The organism is Clostridium sp. CF012, assembly GCF_018861755.1.
Classification (GTDB): Bacteria; Bacillota; Clostridia; order Clostridiales; family Clostridiaceae; genus Clostridium_AD.
In genome coordinates, this window is record NZ_JAHLEF010000019.1 from 1 (window position 1) to 16,095 (window position 16,095).

General features: G+C 30.9%; 14 protein-coding genes, 3 riboswitches and 1 other annotated feature. Of the genes, 7 read left to right on the top strand and 7 right to left on the bottom strand.

Annotated features, from left to right (window positions below; all coding sequences use genetic code 11):
* The first annotated feature begins 256 nt into the window (after positions 1–256).
* Genes KPL50_RS15995 through KPL50_RS16005 form a run of 3 tightly spaced genes read left to right on the top strand, consistent with a single transcriptional unit; the run spans position 257 to position 3,724 of the window.
* A complete protein-coding gene (locus tag KPL50_RS15995) occupies positions 257–817 on the top strand; it encodes a hypothetical protein (RefSeq protein ID WP_216299544.1) in 561 nt (186 codons plus the stop codon).
* A gap of 50 nt (positions 818–867) precedes the next feature.
* The gene (locus KPL50_RS16000) at positions 868–1,560 is read left to right on the top strand and encodes a response regulator transcription factor (RefSeq protein WP_216299545.1); all 693 of its coding nucleotides are present in this window, start codon (positions 868–870) and stop codon (positions 1,558–1,560) included.
* Positions 1,538–3,724 (top strand): sensor histidine kinase KdpD, encoded by a 2,187-nt coding sequence (locus KPL50_RS16005; RefSeq protein ID WP_216299546.1) that lies wholly within the window; start codon positions 1,538–1,540, stop codon positions 3,722–3,724. Before KPL50_RS16000 ends, KPL50_RS16005 begins: the two co-directional genes overlap by 23 nt.
* 82 nt (positions 3,725–3,806) lie before the next feature.
* Here the strand turns inward: KPL50_RS16005 and KPL50_RS16010 are convergent, their stop codons facing one another.
* The 7 genes from KPL50_RS16010 to metA form a co-directional block, all read right to left on the bottom strand.
* On the bottom strand, positions 3,807–6,131 hold the full coding sequence (locus tag KPL50_RS16010) for a GGDEF domain-containing protein (protein ID WP_216299547.1): 2,325 nt from the start codon (positions 6,129–6,131) through the stop codon (positions 3,807–3,809).
* 208 nt (positions 6,132–6,339) lie between these two features.
* Complete coding sequence (locus KPL50_RS16015; protein WP_253200664.1) at positions 6,340–7,281, bottom strand: ABC transporter permease; 942 nt, start codon at positions 7,279–7,281, stop codon at positions 6,340–6,342.
* A 1-nt stretch (position 7,282) separates the two neighbouring features.
* On the bottom strand, positions 7,283–8,209 hold the full coding sequence (locus KPL50_RS16020; RefSeq protein WP_253200661.1) for an ABC transporter ATP-binding protein: 927 nt from the start codon (positions 8,207–8,209) through the stop codon (positions 7,283–7,285).
* Between the two features lie 83 nt (positions 8,210–8,292).
* On the bottom strand, positions 8,293–9,051 hold the full coding sequence (locus KPL50_RS16025) for a hypothetical protein (RefSeq protein ID WP_216299549.1): 759 nt from the start codon (positions 9,049–9,051) through the stop codon (positions 8,293–8,295).
* Entirely contained in the window at positions 9,051–9,746 is a 696-nt protein-coding gene (locus tag KPL50_RS16030; protein WP_216299550.1) for an ABC transporter ATP-binding protein, read from the bottom strand. The genes KPL50_RS16025 and KPL50_RS16030 overlap by 1 nt, the downstream gene beginning before the upstream one ends.
* Entirely contained in the window at positions 9,739–10,116 is a 378-nt protein-coding gene (locus KPL50_RS16035; protein WP_216299551.1) for a GntR family transcriptional regulator, read from the bottom strand. The genes KPL50_RS16030 and KPL50_RS16035 overlap by 8 nt, the downstream gene beginning before the upstream one ends.
* 160 nt (positions 10,117–10,276) lie before the next feature.
* On the bottom strand, positions 10,277–11,194 hold the full coding sequence (metA, locus tag KPL50_RS16040) for a homoserine O-succinyltransferase (RefSeq protein ID WP_216299552.1): 918 nt from the start codon (positions 11,192–11,194) through the stop codon (positions 10,277–10,279).
* A 179-nt stretch (positions 11,195–11,373) separates the two neighbouring features.
* A riboswitch (SAM riboswitch) is annotated at positions 11,374–11,484 on the bottom strand.
* 136 nt (positions 11,485–11,620) lie between these two features.
* Positions 11,621–11,730: riboswitch (SAM riboswitch) on the top strand.
* Between the two features lie 105 nt (positions 11,731–11,835).
* Positions 11,836–11,945: riboswitch (SAM riboswitch) on the top strand.
* Positions 11,946–12,060: 115 nt separating this feature from the next.
* Here metA and metF point away from each other — a divergent pair.
* The 4 genes from metF to KPL50_RS16060 all read left to right on the top strand — a co-directional run bounded on the left by metF (position 12,061) and on the right by KPL50_RS16060 (position 16,092).
* Positions 12,061–12,954 (top strand): methylenetetrahydrofolate reductase [NAD(P)H], encoded by an 894-nt coding sequence (gene metF, locus KPL50_RS16045; protein ID WP_216299553.1) that lies wholly within the window; start codon positions 12,061–12,063, stop codon positions 12,952–12,954.
* 122 nt (positions 12,955–13,076) lie between these two features.
* A complete protein-coding gene (larE, locus tag KPL50_RS16050) occupies positions 13,077–13,916 on the top strand; it encodes an ATP-dependent sacrificial sulfur transferase LarE (RefSeq protein WP_216299554.1) in 840 nt (279 codons plus the stop codon).
* A gap of 109 nt (positions 13,917–14,025) precedes the next feature.
* Positions 14,026–14,259, top strand: a binding site (T-box leader).
* Positions 14,260–14,330: 71 nt separating this feature from the next.
* Positions 14,331–14,981 carry a corrinoid protein gene (locus KPL50_RS16055; protein WP_216299555.1) on the top strand — a complete coding sequence of 217 codons (651 nt, stop codon included), beginning with the start codon at positions 14,331–14,333 and terminating at the stop codon, positions 14,979–14,981.
* 88 nt (positions 14,982–15,069) lie between these two features.
* A complete protein-coding gene (locus KPL50_RS16060; RefSeq protein WP_216299556.1) occupies positions 15,070–16,092 on the top strand; it encodes an MtaA/CmuA family methyltransferase in 1,023 nt (340 codons plus the stop codon).
* Positions 16,093–16,095 lie beyond the last annotated feature (3 nt).

The window sequence follows — 16,095 nt, forward strand, 5'->3', positions numbered from 1 at the left end:
TTAATTATAAAAATATAAAGCATGAGATATCCAAAAATATGGATATCTCATGCTTTTTTTGTTCAAATTAGGAACCCAGTTGAAAAAACAACCATTTTTTCAGTGGCCTCGCATTTGCTTAGTGTTTTTTATTTTGCTACTATTTATAGTAGCGTTTTTTATTTCTTAATAAATTTGTAAGAATTATGATAAGTATTTTGTAAAAAGTACTCTGTATAATTATCTATAGTTAGTTATTTAGGGGGGCGAATACCAAATGAAAAAAGGGGTTCTAATTGTAATAGTTATAGTAGTAACAAGTGTAGCAATAATATTTTCGAAAAATATCAAGGCGAAGGTACAAGCCGAAAATCTATCCTTAAATGAAAATGTATATAGTTTTCTAGAGGATAAAGGAAATCGAATAGATGCCTATAATTCAGCCATAAAATTAAATCAGGGTAGTTCAGAAAATACCTGTGTTTATTTTATATCTGAAGTGCTAAGGAGGAACAATTTTGATGTGCCTGCGCAAACAAGCAATACATCACAAATTATATCTCTACTTAAGGAGAAGGGCTTTAAAAAACGAAGTGATTATGAAAATTTAAAGCCTGGTGATATATGTTTTACTACAGATGACAATGGCGGCTTTCCAACTCATACATATATATTCATGAAATGGGTAAAGGAAGGTAACTACGATTATGCATACATATGTGATAATCAAGCAAAGGATTATAAAGGCAAAATCTATCATATTCGGAATATAAATGTTGTAACTAAATCCAATGGTTTTAATAAAGATGCTTTTGCATTCTTCATGAAAAGGAATTGATTGTGAGGTTTCCCAATTTGCATGTATAATATAAGTAAGGGGTGATTTTCATGACAAAGCACAATGTTTTAATCGTAGATGATGAATATGAAATAAGGGAAGCCATTGAAATATATTTAAAAAATGAAGGAATAAGAGTAATTCAAGCTGTAGATGGTATAGAAGCTTTAGAGATTTTGAAAACAGAAGAAATTCACCTTATATTAATGGATATAATGATGCCCAGGATGGATGGAATTAAAGCTACCTTTAAAATAAGAGAAAGTAAAAACATTCCAATAATAATGCTATCAGCTAAATCAGAAGATACGGATAAAATATTAGGTCTTAATATAGGCGCGGATGATTATATTACAAAGCCTTTTAATCCAATGGAGCTCATAGCTAGAGTAAAATCTGGGCTGAGAAGGTATACAAACCTAGGCAATTATAAAGACAAGGATAATGAGATAAATGTACGTGGACTAATATTAAATAAAGACACAAAAATGGTAACAGTGGAGGAAAAGGAACTGAGCCTTACAGCCATTGAATATGGAATATTAGAACTCTTAATGGCAAACAAGGGAAGGGTATTTTCAATTGAAGAAATATATGAAAGGGTTTGGGAAGAGACCTTTTATAATGGAGAAAATACTGTTTCAGTACATATAAGGAGAATAAGAGAGAAGATAGAGATAAACCCAAAGGAGCCTAAATATTTAAAGGTGGTGTGGGGTATTGGATATAAAATCGAAAAATAAATATGGTTATATTATAGCTTATATTATATGTGTATATACTTTTGCGTTTTCAGCCTTGTCAGTAGGAGACTTTATAAATAATAGAAATTATCTAGGGGCGGAGCCTTATTTTAATAGCGCTCAGTTTAAAAATGAATTGGTTGTCTATTTTAATAATATACAATCACTTAATGGAATATATAAAGATTATTCACAAAAATCAGATGATGAAAAGGTTACAAATGAAGAGCTTATATCATCTAAAACAGTGTATGATTCTAATCTCAGAAATAAAGAAGAGGAAATAAAAAACAAGTATAATAATGATTTATTAGTAGCAGTAAAAGAAGGGAATACGGAAGCCGTAAAAAGGTTAACAGAGGCGAAAGATAAAGAGCTTGATGAATTAAAAAAGGAAAATACAAAGACTTTAGAGGATTTGAAAAAGGAAATAGCTACATATAAAACTAAAGACTATGAGAATATTAAAAGCGCTGTAAAAGAAAAGAGTTCAATAAAATACTATATATCGAGATCAAAAAATAATGTTATAGATACTAATATAGCAAATATCTCAGATATAGAGTTGTATGTAAAAAATAATGCCTTGTACAGTATCAAATTTCCAAAACAATCAATAAACAATAATGATGGAATGGCATCAATAAATCAGTGGTTAGGTACTGGCGGTGTAGCATATTTTATCATTCCAAAGGACATAGATCAAAATAGTTATATATACGCCAATTATATTTATTGTAATTCTGTAGGACAAAGAATTATTAAAGAGGCAATAATAGGATCTGTGTCATTTATTATAGGATTCATAATGCTTATATATATATTAAAGAAAAATCATGGGAAAATATATTTTATACAAAATCCAAACAAGAAGTACTATAATGTACCTTTAGATTTATGGATATTTATTTTTGTGATATTTTCACTCGTAATAAATAGCTACATAAATAGGGTGGGATTTTTCTATAAACCATACAACTTTCGTCAAATTTATACGCTTACTCTAGTAGCATTTTATATTTGCTTCTTTATTTCTAGTGTAATAGTAGCCCACAATTTAGTAAGAGATAAAGAGAAATTTAGAGCAGAAGTAAAAAATTGTCTCTTCAATAAAATATCTAATTTTATGAAAGAGAGCTCCCTTACTCAAAGTACTAAGTTTAAAGTAAGAGGTATTATTATACTTACTTTGTTAGTAGGAGTGGCAATACTAGCAGCGTTTATCGCATTAATGTCTGGATCAATGCTAATAATAATCCCAATAGCATATGTACTTTGCTATCTGGTATTTATATCAATATATGCCTTTAAGGGGATAAGAGTTTTTGGGAGTATTCTAATAGGTACAGAAGAAATAGTTTCAGGAAATCTTAATTATATTATAGAAGAAAAAGGGAAAGGTGACTTTTTTAAGCTAGCCCACAACATAAACAATATGAAAGCTGGGTTTAAAAAAGCGCTTGAAAATGAGATAAAAAGTGAAAGGCTTAAGTCCGAACTCATAACTAATGTTTCTCATGATTTAAAAACTCCACTGACTTCTATTATAAATTATGTGGATTTGCTAAAAAAAGAAGGGTTATCTAAAGAGGAAGCACAAGGGTATATAGAAGTATTAGATAGAAAATCTCAGAGACTTAAAATACTTATAGATGACTTATTTGAAGCTTCTAAGATGGCCAGTGGCGCGGTGGAGCTTAATATGGAAAAGGTAGATGTAACCGCACTGCTGCAGCAAGCATTAGCAGAGCTTGATGAGAAGATAAACAATTCATCGCTAATATTTAAGTTGAAAGTGCCTAAACAAAAGGTTTATGCTGATTTAGATGGAAAGAAAACTTGGAGAGTATTTGAAAATCTAATAAATAATATATTAAAATACTCGCAGCCTAAAACTAGGGTATATATTGAGTTAATATCGGAGGAGTATAAAGTAATTATAACTATGAAAAATATCTCCTCATATGAAATGGATTTTGACAAAGAAGAAATATTTGAAAGATTTATTAGGGGAGACAAGTCTAGAAATACTGAAGGTTCAGGACTAGGTCTTTCAATTGCAAAAAGCATACTAGAGCTCCAAGGTGGAGATCTTAGTATTGAAATTGATGGAGACCTTTTTAAAGCTAAGGTAACTGTGCCATCATTTCCCATGGAAGGATAATAAGTTCTTCAAAAACAAGAAATAGATAATGCCAGTTTGCAGCATTATCTATTCTTATTTTATTCAATGTAAAAATTAACCTCTATGTAGAAAATTTAGTTTTTTTCTTTTGTTTATAAAGTTCCTTGTCTGCATCTTGAATTAACTGTTCAAAAGTAAGCGACACGTCTGGGGAATAAACTGAAAATCCAAAACTAATACTTAAATTATATGGCTTATTAGAAATAGAATTATATTTCTCAAAATTCAAATTAATAACTTCAATAATGGTATTGATTTCATTTTTAGTGGATTTATTTGCTGCAATTATGATAAATTCATCTCCACCAATGCGAGCTACTATATCATCAGTTCCAAAGGATTCCTTAATTAAGAGTGCTGTAGTTAAAATAGCTTCATCACCTTCACGGTGACCATAAGTATCATTAATTTTCTTTAATCCATCCATATCTCCAAAGCACATAATAGCCTTACCACCAGTTATAGTAGCCGCCTTGTATAGGCTGCCTCCGTGCATATAAAATCCTCTTCTATTGAAAATACCTGTTAATTCATCAATTACATAACTATTTTTTAATTCACCATTACGTTTTTCAAGCTCAATGACAGCTAGATTTAACTGATCTTCTGCTTTGATGCGTTCATCAAACAACATTTGAATTTTCAAGGTATTACTAATCTGTTCTCTAAAGGTTTCATAAACAAATTCATCTACTGCATTCATATCAAAGGCAATATATCCAAAATAATCTTCACCTGAAACTAGGGGAAAGAAGATGAGGTCATTCCTTTTTTCTTGATAAATAAATTCCTCTGGCAATATATCTTGTGTATCTAAATACTGCATATCAGCTAATTTGCCTTCATTATATCCTAAAATTAATTTTGCCTTAGTAGGTAAATTGAAATTTTCATGGAAGGAACTAGTTACTGGAGTGTCATATACGCATAAATAACATTGCTTAATTTCATACCAGGACATTGCAGTTATAATAACCTTAGTTAATTCTTGAAGGTTGGGTATAGTATTAAATTCCCTCATTATATCCCTTGTTCCTATGTACATTCTTTTAAAAGTAAACTGCTGTATGGATTGTCCTTTATTAATAGTATTACCTATTAAAATACTAGCCAGATAAGATATTTCATCTGCTATCCTTAAAACTTCGAAATTATTTATATCAGAAAGCACAAAGTTCCGAGTAGCGTAAAGTGCTTCATTCCAAGGATAATCAAGTTTTTTTACAAAAATTGAATTAAATAAAAGTTTTTTAAAGGCTGCTATAAATTCTCCCTCTATTATTTTGCCTTTTATGTCTCTTATAAATGCATTTAATAAATTAATGATTATTGCCTTGTATTCTAATATATCAACCACAGGTATTCCAAGCTCCCTTAGAACCAAGTCAACTATAGGGTTTTGCTGCACAGTTAAGTACTCTTCAAGTTTTTTACATTCCTTAAAATATACAGTATCTTTTCTGGAAATCGGTTTTAATGTTAGGGATGCCTTATTTTTTAAAATAGCGAAACAACCACAAGACTCTCGTACTATCAATTTCCCCTTTAAATAAGTACATTGTGGAACAGATTGTCCATCTAAAATTGTGTCTATAAATTTAGCAGCTTGTGAAGCCATTTCAAAAATAGGTTGCTCAATAGTCGTGAAAGCAGGTGTGAAAGACCTTGCTGCTTCAACATTATCAAACCCAGTTAAGGCTATATCCCTACCTACTTCAATTCCAATACGCTTCAAAGTATAAAATGCCTCAATTGCCATTTCATCGTTAGAGGCCACAATAACTTCTGGTTTCTTATTTCTATGAACCATAAGCTCATTTATAGCTTTGGCTGCTGATAATTCATGAAAATCGCCTTCAACCGTTAAATCCGCATCAAAGGGTATGTTATGTTCCTTCAAAGCATCTTTGTATCCTTGAAACCGCATAACTGCTTCAGCATTTAAAGAAGTCCCTGTTATAAAGGCTATTTTAGAATAATTATGATGCTCAATTAAGTGGTTAACCATTAAATGCATACATTCCCTGTTATCAAATACTACGCTAGGAATATCTTCAATATCTATTCCTATACTAACCATGGGTATGTTCCTATAAGGTTCTAGAAATTGAATAAACTTATTTAAACCAATATAATTAAGCAGTAATCCAGGGCATATAATTAATCCATCCAGTTTACCTTTATTAACTAAATTGTATATAACATTCTGCTTAGCCTCATCCCTAAGAGGTGAATCAAGGGCCCCACCTGCAAAAAAAAGCACATCAAAATTTCTTTCCTGCGCAACTTTTCTTATTCCTCTACAAACAGGCGACTGATAGAAACCATCAAAGGAGTTAATTAAAACACCTATAGTTTTTCTTCTATTTGGAAATAATTTGTTCATTTCTAAAAGGCCCCCATTTCATTGCTAATAATTTGAAAATTATATTAATTCATCCATGTTGATTTTATCACTAATTATTACTATATAGCAAGAACATATAAATAATAGTTCTGTTTAATGAAGTTGATTAATTAGGTTATAAATACAAAACTCCCGGTAAATAACCGGGAGTTTTAAACTATTGTAAAATTAATACAGAGTTAATTTCTTATGCTACTATATCTCTTTTGGTAAACCCTATATATGAAATAACATTAAAAATTATAAAATAAACTATTAGTACAATAATTGAAAATTTCATTGTCATTCCTTTAACAAATGGCTCCCCACTAATATATTGATTGAAATCCGTATTTGCAAATAAAATATATTTTGACCAATTATATCTAGCAAGTAGCATTGTTATTACATTCCCTACAGTTAAAAGAAAAACTCCAATTCCTGTAGCCATTGCACTATTACGGAAAACAGTAGAAATCATAAAGGCTAAAGTAACCATCATTATCAGGTTTATACACTGAAGTCCGTAAAGTTGCAAAATATGTGTTATCATATTAACCTCAGTAATTATTCCACTGGAATTTGTAAGGAACGGTGTACCTGCACCTCTAAAGCTAAACAATGTTCCCCCAAGAAGGAATGACACTATTAGAAGGACCAAAAGCATTAAAACAGTATATCCTATAACAGAAATATATTTTGATAACAAAATTTTCCATCGCTTTGAAGGTCTAATTAGTAATAGTTTAATTGTGCCTTCTGAGAACTCATTTGCGACTATTTTACCACCCATTACAATTGCAAAAAGAGCAATTAAAGATATTACACCTGCCAATCCTTCTACAAATCCCCATAAGGATCTATTTTGTATAGGTTGTATATCATGTTCAAGTCGATATTCATTAGTTTGTAAATTCTTTTTAAATGAATCTTTTAAACCTTGAGGTAGTTCTGGACTTGCTAAATTTTTCTTAATCTCTTGATTTTCAATTCTTATATCTGCTTTCCAATCACTCTTAGGTGCCTGTGTACCTGTAAATCTAGTCAATAGTCCAGCTATTACTATAATAAGAATTAATATTCCCATCATTATCCAAGTGCTAATGCTATGAGAAAGCTTCATATTTTCATTACGAACTAAATTTATCATCTTACGCAATTTCGTTACCCCCTGTCATTTCTAAGAATCTTTCCTCTAAGCTTTGTTGCATTTTACGAACGCCGTAAATTTTAATTCCCTGGCTAACAAGTTTTTCAACTAACATAGGAATGTTTTCTATATTTTCTATAATTTCAATTTCCTTATCATTTATTTTTGGTTTATATTTGCTGTTAAGACTTTCTAAATATGTTTTTGCACTTTCAATTGGAGTAAGGGTTAGAGCAATAACTGAATCCACCTCATCTTCAAGCATTTCTTTCATATCCTGAATTTTAACCAATTTTCCATTTTGTATTATTCCTACCCTATCACACATAAGCTCCATTTCTGAAAGCAAATGACTTGATACTATTATTGCAATATTTTCTTCTCTTGCAAGTGTCCTCAAATGATTACGCAATTCATGAATTCCAGCAGGATCTAGTCCATTAGTAGGTTCATCTAGTACCAATAGCTTTGGAGAATTAAGGAGTGCTTGTGCAACACCTAGTCTTTGGCGCATACCTAGTGAATATTTCTTTATTTTATCATGAATTCTTTTTTCAAGACCTACAATTTTTATAACCTCATCAATACGTTCCCTCTTTACATCTGGGTACATTCTCCAAAAATGAAGAAGATTTTGATATCCGGTTAGGTATTTATATAAATCTGGATTTTCAACGATTCCACCTACTTTAGCAATAGCTTTTTCAAAATCCTTCTCAACATTAAATCCATCAATATACATTTCACCTTTAGTAATAGACATAAGTCCTAAAAGCATTTTAATAGTAGTAGTTTTACCAGCGCCATTTGGTCCAAGGAATCCAAACACCTCACCTGAGCGTACATCAAAAGTAAGGTCGTCTATTATTACTTTTTTTCCGATTTTCTTTGTAACATTCTTGATTTGTACTATAGTTTTCATTTCCATGTTCAACCTCCTGATATGAATTTTAAATTATTTATATAACATTTGTTTACTATAACTCAACATATTTTTTTAATTATTAAAGCTTATGAGAGATCTAATTTTTTATCTATTAGATAAGTAGTGGTAATGAAGAAGCCAACAAAAGTAATAATATCAAATATGGTACTAGCAATATTAATATTAAAGCCTCCACCTGAAATAGAGAAACTAGAATTAGATGTTTTGAAATTATTAGATATTGAAGAACCGCCCAAATTCAGTGTTTGTGGAAATAGGGCTGCAATTTTAAATGTTAGCCAGCTGATTGCAACTGTTAGTATTATAAAAATTATGAAAGAACCAATTTTGCCTAATTTTTTACCTTTTAAGGCTACTTTGCCAATAACCATACAGAAGTATATAAAAGTTAGGGAAGAAATAATGCTCCATATATATACAATTATAGAAAATAAAATTTGACTAAACGTAAGAGTTTTTAAGAAACTATAATTTATTTCTTCTGGTACAATCAAATTAAACATCAAAACGCATACAAAAACCACAATGGTTGTTTGAATTAAAGCGGTTATCAGTCTTGAGGTTAAGATTGATGTACCAGATTGTGGAAGAGTAAATAATAGATAGCCTTCATCTCCATGTAAATATTTGCTCATAATTTTTAGTGAAGATATAAAAATTACTATTATGGCACCAATAGTTAAGCATACAGATAATCCAGGAACTGCAACGTCCCAGGAACCTTTTTTTGTCATTAGCAGTAGATTAGCAACTATGACAGTTATACAAATACCAAGTATGGTTAAAGCAGTAGATCTTAATTCATATTTTATAAGCTTAAACATTATTGAAATACCTCCCTATACAATTCATCAATTGACTTTTTCCTTTTCATTCTTAATTCTTCTGCATTACCTTGAAGTACGATCTCACCATCAGATATAAATGCTACGTCATCGAAAATTCGCTCTATATCATTTACAAGATGTGTAGTAATTATCATGGAACTATTTTCACTAAAGTTATTGATTATAGCATTTAGTATTTTTTCTCTAGCAGTAGGGTCTACTCCTCCAAGTGGTTCATCAAGTATATAAAGCTTTGCAGTTCTTGAAAGTACCAAGGTAAGCTTTAACTTTTCCTTCATTCCTTTTGAGAGGTTTTTAACAGGGATATTTTCATCAAGATTCATAAACAAAAGCAATTCTTTTGCCTTTTTTTCATCAAAATCAGAATAAAAGTCTTTGAAATACCTCACGGCATCTTTTACTTTCATCCACTTTAGAAGGTATTCATTATCTGGTAAATAGGAAACAATAGACTTTGTATAAACACCAGGTTTTTGACCATCTATCAGAATTTCTCCACTTGACGCATGCAGTATTCCAGCTGCTATTTTTAAAAAAGTAGTTTTGCCGCTACCATTAGGACCAAGAAGTCCTAGGATTTTTCCTGGCATTATATCTAGGGTTAATCCACGTAAGGCTTTTTTATTTAAATATGACTTGCATATATTTTCCGATTTTAATATATTATTCATTTTGTTTTGCCTCCAGAGTTTCATTTGATACAGATTCAATTATTTCATTAGTAGTAAAGCCTAAGCTTTTCATTCTAAGTATAAAGGAGTCTATAACTTCCTTTGCCATTTCTTTTTTTAAATCATCCACCATATTTTCCCCCTCCCCAACGAATGTTCCAGTGCCCCTTTGTGTATAAACAATTCCAAGTCTTTCAAGTTCTTGATAGGATCTTTGAAGGGTATTTGGATTTACCCTTAAATTGATTGCCATTTCCCGTACTGAAGGCAATTTATCCATTGATTTTAGCTTTCCTGTAACGATGTCCATTTTGATAAAATCCATAATTTGCAGATATATAGGTGTTTTGTCATTAAATGCTGTATCCATTATTTCATCTCCTCTAAGAAAATACATTAACGTACTAGTGACCTATATTAATAGTACACTAGAACGTTAGCAGTGTCAATATGGAAATTAAAAAAAAATTTATTAATAGGCTTCTGTATAAAAGCTACTGACATTAATGTCAGTAGCTTTTATACACGTGCTATTCTAAATATACCAAATTGTAAGGTGTTTCCTGGTAAACATAATAATTTAACCAATTCGCAAAAAGTAGATTTGAATGGCCTCTCCATCTTACCACGGGTGATTTTAATGGATCATCTTTTGGATAATAATTTTCCGGAACATTTATATTTAAACCCTTTGCTATATCCCTGTCATATTCTTTTTTTAAGGTTAATGGGTCATATTCTGAATGCCCAGTTATAAAAATTTGGCGTCCATTTTTTGCTGACACAATGTAGATACCTGATTTATCAGATTGTGATAGGGTTTCAAGCTCATCTATATTATCAATATCATCTTTTCTTATTTCAGTATACCTTGAATGTGGAACATAAAATTCATCATCAAATCCATTGAAAAGTTTAATATTCTGTTTTGTTATTTCATGTTTGAATACTCCAAACATTTTACTATCCAGCTTATGTTTTTTCACTCCGTAATGAAAATAAAGACCTGCCTGCGCACCCCAACAAATATGCAAGGTAGAGAATACATTGTGCACACTCCATTCCATGATTTTTTTGAGTTCTTCCCAATAATCTACTTCCTCAAAAGGAATACTTTCAATTGGGGCTCCTGTTATTATCATTCCATCAAATTTACAATCTTTTATTTCTTCAAAAGTATTATAAAACTTAATTAAATGTTCCTGGGATATATTTTTACAGGCATGGCTTTCTGGGTGAAGAAGTACTATGTCAATTTGTAATGGAGAATTCCCAAGAAGTCTTAAAATTTGCGTTTCAGTTTCAATTTTTGTGGGCATCAGGTTTAAAATTACTATTTTTAAAGGGCGAATGTCCTGATGAAATGCACGGTCCTCTGTAATAGTAAAAATATTTTCCTCATTCAAAATTTTAAAGGCTGGAAGATTATCTGGTATTTTTATTGGCATTTAAATCTCTCCTTGTAATGAATTGCTTTTTAAAGTTTATAATTTATATAACAAAAAAGACCTTTTGATTTTAAAGAAAATAAATTCGATTTTTGAAAAAAAAAACTACTTCCCTATAAGGAAAGTAGCAATAATTAACTTTAATAAACAATAAAATTGTATAATAAAATTTGCTAACATCCTTATCTTTCAGATTTTATAATCTGATGGAATTGACACCAATGCATTCTAATAAGAATGCTGGTTGTCGGGCTTCAACGGGCCAGTCCCTCTGCCACTCTGGATAAGTTGTATTTAGTTATTAGTGACTAGTATATTGCTTATAAAAGTAATTGTCAATATTTTTATATAAAAAAATAAACCTATATTTATATTGACATTTATACATATATAAGTTAAGATTAAATACAAATAAAACTTAATAATTCCTTATCAAGAGAGGTGGAGGGACTGGCCCTATGAAACCCAACAACCGGCATTGAAATTTGAATGCAAAGGTGTTAATTCCAACAGAACATTGTTCTGAAAGATAAGTAGGTAGTATTTAATTATATTGTAATGCAATGTAGCTGCTTTTCTTATTGAAAAGGAGTTTTTTATTTTTTTTGAAACTTTAGTAAATTAATAATAATTGAATAAAATCCTTATTTAGAGAGGTGGAGGGACTGGCCCTATGAAACCCGACAACCGACATTCCAATTCGAATGTAATGGTGTTAATTCCTGCAGAACTTAGTTCTGAAAAATAAGAGTGTTAGTTTTTTTGCGTATTGCATAAAAAAACTGCTTTCTTATTAGAAAGTAGTTTTTTTATTTATATATTAATAATAACAATAGTTTAATAAAGTTAAATGTAAGGAGATTAATATGCACATTAAGGATTTGTATAATAATAAAAAACCTGTTATATCTTTAGAGATATTCCCACCAAAGCAAACAACTCCAATCGACACCATATATAATACAATAGAGAGTCTTAAAGATTTAAAACCTGACTTTATTAGTGTAACCTATGGTGCTGGTGGAAGTAGTAGAGCTCATACTGTGGAAATAGCTAATATCCTAAAAAATAAATATAAGGTTGAAACACTTGCTCATCTCACTTGTTATAATTCAACAAGTATTGAAATTGAAAATATTTTAGGTGAATTAAAAGCACATAACGTGGAAAATGTTTTAGCCCTAAGAGGAGACATTCCAGATGACAATACTTTTAGTAATTCACAATTTAAACATGCAAGTGATCTAGTAAAGTACATTAAAAGCATTGATAATTTTTGTATAGCTGGAGCTTGTTATCCAGAAGGTCATATGGAATGCTCAAGTAAAATTCATGATTTGAAATATCTAAAGGCTAAAGTTGACAATGGACTAGATTTTTTAATAACTCAAATTTTCTTTGATAATGAGATGTTGTACGATTTCTTAGAAAGATTAGATATATTAGGAATAAAGATTCCTATTTCAGCTGGTATTATGCCTGTGATAAACAAAAAACAAATTGAACGAATCACTCAAATGTGCGGGAGTAAGCTAACACAAAAATTTCAAAGAATCATTGGGAAATATGAACATAATCCCGAGGCTTTGAAGGAAGCTGGTATAATCTATGCAACTGAACAAATTATAGATTTATTCTCATTTGGAATAGATGGGATTCACCTGTACACTATGAATAAACCAGAGGTAGCTCTAAAAATATTTTCTAATATTTCAAATATCAGAAGTACATTAGTTAACGATTCAGAAGCTATTGGTTAATATTTTATCTGCTAGATACTTGTAGTTTTTAATTTGCTAATAAGTGCTTAATGTAATAAAATAAAACAGAAAGTAAAACAAAGATAGTGTTAGCATTATCTTCGATACTAGGAGGATAAAATATGGAATTAGATTTGAAGTTTCAAAAGTTAAAGGACAGTCTTCGAGAATTAGGCAGTGTAGCAATAGCTTATTCAGGGGGTGTTGATAGTACATTTCTTTTAAAGGTAGCTGCTGATGTTTTGGGTAATAGTGTTATAGCTATTACTGCAAAGTCATCAACATATCCAGAAAGGGAATTTAAAGAAGCTGTTAAATATATTGAAGGCATAGGAGCAAAACACATAGTAATAATTTCCGAAGAATTAGAGATTGAAGGATTTGCTAAAAATCCTGTTAATAGGTGTTATTTTTGTAAAAAGGAGCTTTTCTCAAAGATTAGAAAGGTTGCTGATGATAATAATATTAACGCAGTTTTGGATGGTTCAAATGCTGATGATATTTCTGACTTTAGACCGGGAATGAAGGCGGCTAAGGAATTGAAAGTTATTAGTCCACTAAAAGATGCTGGGTTTACAAAAAATGATATAAGAGAATTGTCAAAGAAATTGGGCGTACCAACTTGGAACAAGCCTGCCTTTGCATGTCTATCCTCAAGATTTCCATATGGTAATGAGATAACAGTGGAAAAATTAAGTATGGTTGAAAGAGCAGAACAGTTTTTATTGGATTTAGGCTTCAAGCAGATAAGGGTAAGACATCATGAAGATATAGCAAGGGTTGAGGTTAACGCTGAAGAAAGAGATAAATTTTTTGATATCAAAATTATGGATAAGGTTGGGAATGAATTAAAAAGTATTGGTTTTAAATATATAACCCTTGATTTATTAGGATATAGAACTGGAAGTATGAATGAGGTACTTAGCGAAAATGAAAAGAATGCACAAAAGGCTATTGATTAAAATCAATGGTTTTTTTTTACTATAAAGTTAAAAAAATATTTTTAATTTGGTTGACAAAAATTAAATAAGGCATATAATAAAAATATAAACCATTCCTATATGAATACTAATATATACAATGAAAAAGGAAAGTAGTATGTTGAAGGGGTACAGAGAGGAAGCGCTGCTGAGAAGCTTTTACCTAAGAATATATGAAGTGCCCTTTGGAGTATGGACCCGAAATTATAGTAGGGGACTACGGGTTCGCCCGTTAAAGCGATAAAGCATTTTGTGCTTGGATTTAAGTGGGATTCTATATCTAATTAGGGTGGGACCGCGGAGTTTAAATAGCTTCGTCTCTATAAAAGAGACGGGGCTTTTTTGACGTCAAAAATTTAGTGAAAAAATATAAATAAAAAAATGGAGGTTAAAAAAATGTCGATTAAAAAACAGGAATTGTATAAAAAATTAGCCGATACTATAGTGGATATGGATGAGGAGGAAACGGTAAATATTTGTAATCAGGTCGTTAGTGAAAAATTTGATGCATATGAGGCCATAGATAATGGGTTGTCTGTAGGTATGGATAGAGCAGGAAAACTCTTTGATGAAGAGGAGTATTTTGTTCCAGAACTTTTGTTATGTTCTGATGCAATGTATGCAGGCTTAGATGTTTTAAAGCCACATATAAAAGCTAAAGATAATAAGATAAAACAAAAGGTAATTATTGGTGTAGTTGAAGGTGATACTCATGACATAGGGAAAAATCTTGTAAAAATTATGCTTGAAACTGCAGGTTTTGATATTGTTGATCTGGGGCGAGATGTTGCTCCGTCAACTTTTGTAGAAAAGGCAAAAGAGGAAAAAGCTAAGATAATAGTAATTTCTACACTAATGACTACTACCATGGAAGGTATGAATGAGGTTATTGAAATTCTTATTAAGGAAAATATAAGAGATGACTTTAAAGTTATGATAGGTGGAGGACCAATATCTCAAGGCTATGCAAATAAAATTGGAGCTGATGGATATTCTGTAAATGCTGCAGAGGCTGTAAAACTTGCAAAAATATTAGTTCAAGCATAGGTTTACCTTGGAAATTCTTATTGAAGAAGACTTTTGTATACATTAAAAAATGATTGCTAATATATAAAACAGAAGGAGAGATGTTTTTATGAATGATTTAACCCCAAAAGAACGTATACTTCGTACATTCAAAAGGCAAACAATAGACAGGCCATCCATAATTTGTCCAGGAGGAATGATGAATGCAGCTATTGTAGATGTTATGAATAAAACTGGGCATATACTTCCGCAGGGTCATCATGATAGCAGAATAATGGCGGAGCTTGCAAAAGATGTGCATGAAAATACTGGTTTTGAGAATTTCGGTATACCATTTTGCATGACGGTGGAAGCAGAGGTGCTAGGAAGTGAAATAAATTATGGAACCCTTGCCTGCGAACCCAAAATACAGAAGGAGTTATACACCTGCGCATCAGATGTAATATTTAAAGAATTAGGTGTAATGGAGAAAAACCACAGGGTTAATTCAATAATAGAGGCTACCTATACATTGTCAAAAAAATATCCTGATGTGCCTGTAATCGGAAGCCTTACTGGACCTATTAGTACCGCAGCGTCCCTTGTAGATCCAATTTCATTTCTGAAGGAATTAAGAAAAAATCCCCGAAATGCTCATGCTGTAATAGATTATGTAAGTAATCATATTATAGAACTTGCAAAATTAATGATAGAAAACGGAGCAAATGTAATTTCCATTGCTGATCCTACTGCAACTGGAGAGATATTAGGCCCAAAGATGTTTAATGAATACGCAGTTAGATATTTAAATAAAATTATTACTGCAATACATGCTATGAATACACCTGTGATTGTTCATATATGTGGAAAAATGAGTGCAGTAAAAAAATATATTCCAGAAATCAAGTCTGACGCTATAAGTACAGATTCGTCTATTAGCTTAAAAATGCTAAAAGCCGAGTATCCTCAGCTTATTACAATGGGAAATGTTAGCACATTCCTTTTAGAGTTTGGGGTTGCAGATAAAATTGCAGACCAAACAGCTAAGCTTGTAAATGATGGTATTAATATTATTTCACCAGCTTGTGGACTAAGTACATCAACTCCATTAAAAAATATAGAATCAATGACAAAAATAGTAAAGGAGTTGTAATTC